This window comes from Pseudomonas sp. HMSC066A08, assembly GCF_001813025.1.
Lineage (GTDB): Bacteria > Pseudomonadota > Gammaproteobacteria > Pseudomonadales > Pseudomonadaceae > Pseudomonas > Pseudomonas aeruginosa.
The window spans coordinates 1-6,366 of sequence record NZ_KV811197.1; the positions used below are offsets into that span (position 1 = coordinate 1).

At 60.4% G+C, this 6,366-nt stretch carries 3 protein-coding genes and 5 pseudogenes; 3 read left to right on the top strand and 5 right to left on the bottom strand.

Going from position 1 to position 6,366, the window contains the following annotated elements:
• From istB to HMPREF2886_RS35250, 5 genes and pseudogenes are all read right to left on the bottom strand, one after another.
• Positions 1-406 (bottom strand): annotated as a pseudogene (istB, locus tag HMPREF2886_RS01590) (IS21-like element ISPst3 family helper ATPase IstB); the annotation flags it as partial.
• Positions 399-779: pseudogene (locus HMPREF2886_RS32625) on the bottom strand (IS21 family transposase); the annotation flags it as partial. The pseudogenes istB and HMPREF2886_RS32625, both read right to left, overlap by 8 nt.
• A gap of 31 nt (positions 780-810) precedes the next feature.
• A pseudogene (locus tag HMPREF2886_RS32630) lies at positions 811-1,069 on the bottom strand (Tn3 family transposase); the annotation flags it as partial.
• Positions 1,070-1,089: 20 nt separating this feature from the next.
• Positions 1,090-1,548 carry a methyl-accepting chemotaxis protein gene (locus tag HMPREF2886_RS35245; RefSeq protein ID WP_255342433.1) on the bottom strand — a complete coding sequence of 153 codons (459 nt, stop codon included), beginning with the start codon at positions 1,546-1,548 and terminating at the stop codon, positions 1,090-1,092.
• Between the two features lie 87 nt (positions 1,549-1,635).
• Positions 1,636-2,400: pseudogene (locus HMPREF2886_RS35250) on the bottom strand (PAS domain-containing protein); the annotation flags it as partial.
• Between the two features lie 349 nt (positions 2,401-2,749).
• On the opposite strand from HMPREF2886_RS35250, the gene HMPREF2886_RS01600 reads away from it, so the two are divergent.
• The 3 genes and pseudogenes from HMPREF2886_RS01600 to HMPREF2886_RS01610 form a co-directional block, all read left to right on the top strand.
• Complete coding sequence (locus tag HMPREF2886_RS01600) at positions 2,750-4,429, top strand: Mu transposase C-terminal domain-containing protein (RefSeq protein ID WP_070746642.1); 1,680 nt, start codon at positions 2,750-2,752, stop codon at positions 4,427-4,429.
• A 2-nt stretch (positions 4,430-4,431) separates the two neighbouring features.
• Complete coding sequence (locus HMPREF2886_RS01605) at positions 4,432-5,340, top strand: TniB family NTP-binding protein (protein ID WP_003465065.1); 909 nt, start codon at positions 4,432-4,434, stop codon at positions 5,338-5,340.
• Positions 5,337-6,245 (top strand): annotated as a pseudogene (locus tag HMPREF2886_RS01610) (TniQ family protein); the annotation flags it as partial. The gene HMPREF2886_RS01605 and the pseudogene HMPREF2886_RS01610, both read left to right, overlap by 4 nt.
• Positions 6,246-6,366 lie beyond the last annotated feature (121 nt).

Consider the following 6,366-nt stretch of genomic DNA (forward strand, 5'->3'; position numbering starts at 1 on the left):
GATCGACCGTGGAGTAGAAGCGCACGCGCTTGCCATGCCGGGTGATGCCGGACACGGCCAGTGCGGTGGCCAGGTGGGTTTTGCCGGTGCCTGGGCCGCCGATCAGCACCACGTTCTGCGCGGTGTCGGTAAAACTCAGATTGGCCAGCTCGCTGATCAAGCGAGCGTCGGCGCTGGAGGCGCTGAAGTCGAAGCCGGCCAGATCGCGGTGCATCGGCAGCTTGGCCATGTTCATCTGGTGGCTCACCGAGCGCATGGCGCGATCTGTGTGCTCTTGTTCCAGCAGGTGTTCGAGCAGCCACTTGGACGAGGCTGTGTTCGACTCACCCTGTGCAGTTAACTCCGCCCAGGCCGTGGCCATGCCGTGCAGGCGCAGCTCCTTGAGTTCCGCCATCAAATCACGCATGACCGACCTCCTCGGCCTGGCCACGCAGGCGGTCGTAGCGCGCCGTGTTAGCGACGGGGGCTTCCTTGAGCGATAAGTGGGTTTCGACGCTGGGTGGTGGTTCGGATGCTGTCAGCCGTGCCACGACATTGAGGATGTGTTCGGCGCTCAGGCTGCCGCTCTCCAGTACCAGCTCAACGGCTACCAGCACGGCATCGAGTCCGGCGACCGGTACGGCAGCCAGGACTTGCGCCATGATCCGGTCACCGCCGGCATGACGCCCCAGACCGTGCTTAAGCTGACGCAGCGGCGCCGGCAGATCAGCAAAGGGCGCGCCGTTGCGCAGCGCACCGGGCTTGCGTTCGATCAGCGGGAGGTAGTGCTGCCAGTCAGGGGTGCCCGCAGAATTCGGAAAAAATCGTACGCTAAGGTTTTCCGGGCAATCGTAGCGGCCTGAACTTCCCGACCTCCAGCCTGCGGCTCTGCCGCCAGACGTAATCGCCAGTCAGGTTGATGTGCTCCCAGCCCAGCGGCAACAGGTATTGCAGCAGCTCGCCGCCCACCGACTTGCCTCGACCAGCCCCAAGTGATGCGCTCCAGATACATCGTGTTCCATAGCACGATGGCCGTCACCAAGTTTGGGCTTCTGGCTCTGTAGCGCTGCGGCTCGAAGTTCCGATCCTGATTTTGCCTAAAACTGGACACTAGCTATTGTCTTTGAACAACGTCGATACGGTACGGGCAACATGGTCTGCACCGTCACTGATTTCACGCATAATAGTTGTTACAGTTGCGATCTGATCGTTGTTTTCTTCGGCGCTTCTAGCGATGCTGTTCATATCTATATTCAGTTGCTGAGTAAGCTTTCCGTTAGCAGTTACCACATTCTGGATTTCCACGGTGGCACTGCTAGTTCGAGCTGCCAACTGACGAACCTCGTCGGCTACTACAGCAAAGCCTCGGCCCGTTTCACCCGCTCGGGCAGCTTCAATTGCGGCGTTAAGTGCTAGTAAGTTAGTTTGTTCTGCCACGCCTTGGATGGTGGTAACAATTTTCTCGATATCTTTAGCCTGAGCATTTAGCTGTGTAATCAAAATAACCGCACCGTTTATTAAATTAAGTGTGCTCTGAGATAATTCAATTGAACTAGCAAGGGACTCCATGCCCCGCACGGAAATTTGAGATGTCTCCTCGGCGGTGGTGAAGGAAAGCTCTGCGGCTTGACGGATTTCATCAGCCTTATGCTTCTGCGAGCTGACGTCGGTGGCAAATTTTAACACTTTCACAACCTGGCCGGCTTCATCAATGACGGGGTTGTAGGTGGCCTCAAGATAGATGGTCTCTCCCGATGCGGTCTTGCGCTCAAATTGCCCGCTTAAAAAAGTTCCTCCCTTTAAACTCTGCCAAAAATTTGGATTTTCTTGATAAAAATTATCGAAACAGAACATTCGGTGGTGTCGACCCTTGATATCGCTGAGGCGATAACCCATAGCACGGAGGAAATTCTCATTTGCATGCAGGATGTCACCGTTAGGTGTGAACTCGATCTCCGCCATCGAGCGGGAGATGGCTGCATGGACGGCTCTTAGTGAGAGTAACTCGTTTTCTCTCTGAGTGACATCTGAGCCAATCTTAATGATTTCAATAACTTTTCCATCTTGATTTTGAACTGGAATATAAGTAGCCTCAATCAATACTAAGTTACCGTCTTTGCGCAGCCGCCTAAATAAACCTGATTGAGGATGGCCGTCAGCCAATTTCTGCCAGAAGCGCGAATAATCAGCTGTGCTAGCATAATTCTTTTCGCAGAAAATTCTGTGGTGCTGCCCTGCTATTTCTTCGAGTTTGTAACCAAGCATCTCTAGAAAGATATTGCTCGCATAGATTACGCTCCCGTCTGGCCTGAATCTGATTTCCGCGACATTTCGATTTATTGAATCAAGCTGCCACTGTAGTTCTGAGAGCTTATTTTCTGTGTCCAGCAGTTGTTTGTTTTTATTGAAAAACATAATCATTACCTTTGTGCAAATAAAATAATACTTGGGGCCTAATTTATACTGTATCGGTTAGCGCAACCGCTTCTTGAGAGCATAGCTCTTTATAGTTGGTAAATTAGCGATTTGCAGCCATGTGTCATATTGAGCTATACCCTAACCGGACGTCAGGCAAGGCCGCTCCGAGTCGTCAGAATAGAGTGGTCTTTCGCATTCGTTGACACATGTGTCGTTTTCAGAAGACGACCGCACCATCTGACTGGATGTAACGCCTGGTGTGCATACGGCTCCTGACAGCCCAATATCAGGAGTCGTCTGCACCAATCTCGACTATGCTCAATACTCGTGTGCACCAAAGCGAGGTTTGGGCATGACATCAGACACTCCACCGATTGCCGCGCAAGGCGTGGCCACCCTGCCCGACGAGGCATGGGCGCAAGCCCGGCACCGGACGGAAATCATCGGGCCACTGGCAGCGCTTGAGGTGGTCGGGCATGAAGCCGCCGATGAGGCAGCCCAAGCGCTGGGCCTGTCCCGGCGACAGGTATATGTCCTGATCCGTCGCGCCCGGCAGGGTACTGGCCTGGTAACAGACCTGACGCCCGGCCGATCCGGCGGCGGCAAAGGCAAGGGGCGCTTGCCGGAACCGGTCGAGCGCATCATCCGCGAGCTGCTGCAAAAGCGCTTCCTGACCAAGCAGAAACGCAGCCTGGCGGCGTTCCACCGCGAAGTCGCGCAGGCGTGCAAAACCCAGAAGCTGCCGGTGCCGGCGCGCAACACCGTGGCCCAGCGGATTGCCGGACTACACCCGGCGAAAATAGCCCGCAGCCGGGGCGGGCAGGACGCTGCCCGTCCCTTGCAAGGCGCGGGTGGCATTCCGCCCGAAGTCACCATGCCGCTGGAACAGGTGCAGATCGACCACACCGTCATCGACCTGATCGTGGTCGACGAGCGCGACCGGCAACCGATTGGCCGCCCATATTTGACCCTCGCCATCGACGTGTTCACGCGCTGCGTACTCGGCATGGTGGTCACGCTGGAAGCGCCGTCCGCCGTCTCGGTCGGCCTATGCCTCGCGCATGCCGCCTGCGACAAGCGGCCCTGGCTGGAAGGGCTGAATGTGGAAATGGACTGGCCGATGAGCGGCAAGCCCAGGCTGCTCTATCTGGACAACGCGGCCGAGTTCAAAAGCGAAGCGCTGCGCCGTGGCTGCGAACAGCATAGCATCCGGCTGGACTATCGCCCACCAGGCCAGCCGCACTACGGCGGCATCGTGGAACGGATCATCGGCACGGCGATGCAGATGATCCACGACGAATTACCGGGGACGACCTTCTCCAATCCCGGCCAGCGCGGCGAGTACGATTCCGAGAAGATGGCCACCCTGACGCTGCGCGAGCTGGAGCGCTGGCTCGCGTTGGCGGTAGGCACCTATCACGGCTCCGTGCACAACGGCCTGCTCCAGCCGCCGGCCGCGCGCTGGGCCGAGGCCGTGGAGCGCGTTGGCGTCCCGGCCGTCGTTACCCGCCCCACCGCGTTTTTGGTCGATTTCCTGCCGGTGATCCGCCGCACCCTGACCCGCACCGGCTTTGTCATCGACCACATCCACTACTACGCCGACGCCCTCAAGCCGTGGATTGCCCGGCGCGAGCGCTTGCCCGCCTTCCTGATCCGGCGCGATCCGCGCGACATCAGCCGCATCTGGGTACTGGAACCGGAAGGTCAGCACTATCTGGAGATCCACTACCGCACCTTGTCCCATCCGGCCGTCACCCTCTGGGAACAACGCCAGGCGCTGGCCAAATTGCGTCAGCTCGGGCGCGAGCAGGTGGACGAGTCGGCGCTGTTCCGCATGATCGGGCAGATGCGCGAGATCGTGACCACCGCCCAGAAGGCCACGCGCAAGGCGCGGCGCGACGCTGATCGCCGCCAGCACCTCAAGACGTCGGAGCCACCGGCCAAGCCCATACCGCCGGATGTGGACATGGCTGACCCGCAGGCAGACAACCTGCCGCCGGCCAAACCGTTCGATCAGATCGAGGAGTGGTAGCCGTGGACGAATATCCCGTCATTGACCTGTCCCACCTGCTGCCAGCGGCACAGGGTTTGGCCAGGCTGCCGGCAGACGAGCGCATCCAGCGCATTCGCGCCGACCGCTGGATCGGCTACCCGCGCGCGGTCGAGGCGCTGAACCGGCTGGAAACTCTGTATGCGTGGCCGAACAAGCAACGCATGCCAAACCTGCTGCTGGTCGGCCCCACCAACAACGGCAAGTCGATGATCGTCGAGAAATTCCGGCGGGCGCACCCGGTCGGCACCGACGCTGACCAAGAACATATCCCGGTGCTGGTCGTGCAGATGCCGTCAGAGCCATCGGTGATCCGCTTCTATGTCGCGCTGCTGGCTGCGATGGGCGCGCCGCTGCGCCCGCGCCCACGGCTGCCGGAAATGGAGCAACTGGCGCTGGCCCTGCTGCGCAAGGTCGGCGTGCGCATGCTGGTGATCGACGAACTGCACAATGTACTGGCTGGCAACAGCGTTAACCGGCGCGAGTTCCTCAACCTGCTGCGCTTCCTCGGCAACGAGCTGCGTATCCCCCTGGTCGGGGTCGGCACGCGCGAGGCGTACCTGGCCATCCGTTCGGACGATCAGTTGGAAAACCGCTTCGAGCCGATGCTGCTGCCGCCGTGGGAGGCCAATGAGGACTGCTGCTCGCTGCTGGCCAGCTTCGCGGCGTCACTCCCGCTACGGCGGCCATCCCCGATTGCCACGCTGGACATGGCCCGCTACCTGCTCACCCGGAGCGAAGGCACCATCGGCGAGCTTGCACATCTGCTGGTGGCGGCGGCCGTCGCCGCCGTGGAGAGTGGCGAGGAAGCGATCAACCACCGCACGCTCAGCATGGCCGACTACATCGGCCCCAGTGAGCGGCGGCGACAGTTCGAGCGGGAACTGATGTGAAGTCCGCGCCGCGCTGGCCGCTGCATCCGGCACCCAAGGAAGGCGAAGCCCTGTCCTCATGGCTCAACCGGGTCGCCGCCTGCTACCAGATGGACGTGCACGAGCTGCTGGCCCACGATCTTGGTCACAGCCAACTTGATGACCTGGATACCGCACCATCCTTGTCGTTGCTGACGGCGCTCTGCCAGCGCAGTGGCGTCGAGCTGGAGCGGTTGCGCAGCATGAGTCTTGCAGGCTGGGTGCCGTGGCTGCTCGACAGTCTCGACGATTCGGTACCAGCAGCCTTGGAAACCTATACATTCCAATGCGCGGTGCTCCTGCCCAAGCGCACCCGCAAGGTGCGGTCCATCACTCGCTGGCGTGCCTGGCTACCGAGCCAGACGATTCGCCGGGCGTGTCCGCAGTGTCTGAACGATCCAACGAATCAAGCTGTGCTACTCGTCTGGCAGCTCCCCTTGATGCTGAGCTGCCCGCAGCATGGCTGCTGGCTGGAGTCCTACTGGGGCATGCACGGCCGGTATCTTCAGTGGGAAATCGCCGATGCTGCGCCGCGCCCTGCCGATGACGCAATCGCCTGCATGGACCGGCGCACCTGGCAGGCGCTGACGACGGGTTTTGTGGAGCTGCCGCGTCGGCGTGTCCACGCCGGCTTGTGGTTCCGGCTGCTGCGCACCCTGCTTGATGAGCTGAACACGCCGCTCTCGCACTGCGGCAGTTGCTCGGCGAGCATCCGCCATGTCTGGGAGCGCTGCGGCCATCCGCTGCGCGCCGGGCAGAGTCTGTGGCGTCCCTACGAGATTCTGGCCCCGGCGGTGCAGTGGCAGATGCTGGAGGCGGCGGCCACCGCCATCACGCTGATCGAGTCAAAGGCGCTGATCCCGCGCGGGGAACAGGCCGCGCTGTTTCAGGGGAGCCCGCAGAATTCGGAAAAAATCGTACGCTAAGGTTTTCCGGGCATCCGTAGGGGCCGAAACTTCCCGTCTTCCAGTCTGCGGCTCTGCCGCCAGACGTAATCGCCGGTTAGGT

Excerpts from the sequence above, each read along its gene's own strand:
- HMPREF2886_RS35245 (WP_255342433.1), bottom strand. The coding sequence starts at position 1,548 with ATGGAGTCCCTTGCTAGTTCAATTGAATTATCTCAGAGCACACTTAAT.
- HMPREF2886_RS01600 (WP_070746642.1), top strand. The coding sequence starts at position 2,750 with ATGACATCAGACACTCCACCGATTGCCGCGCAAGGCGTGGCCACCCTG.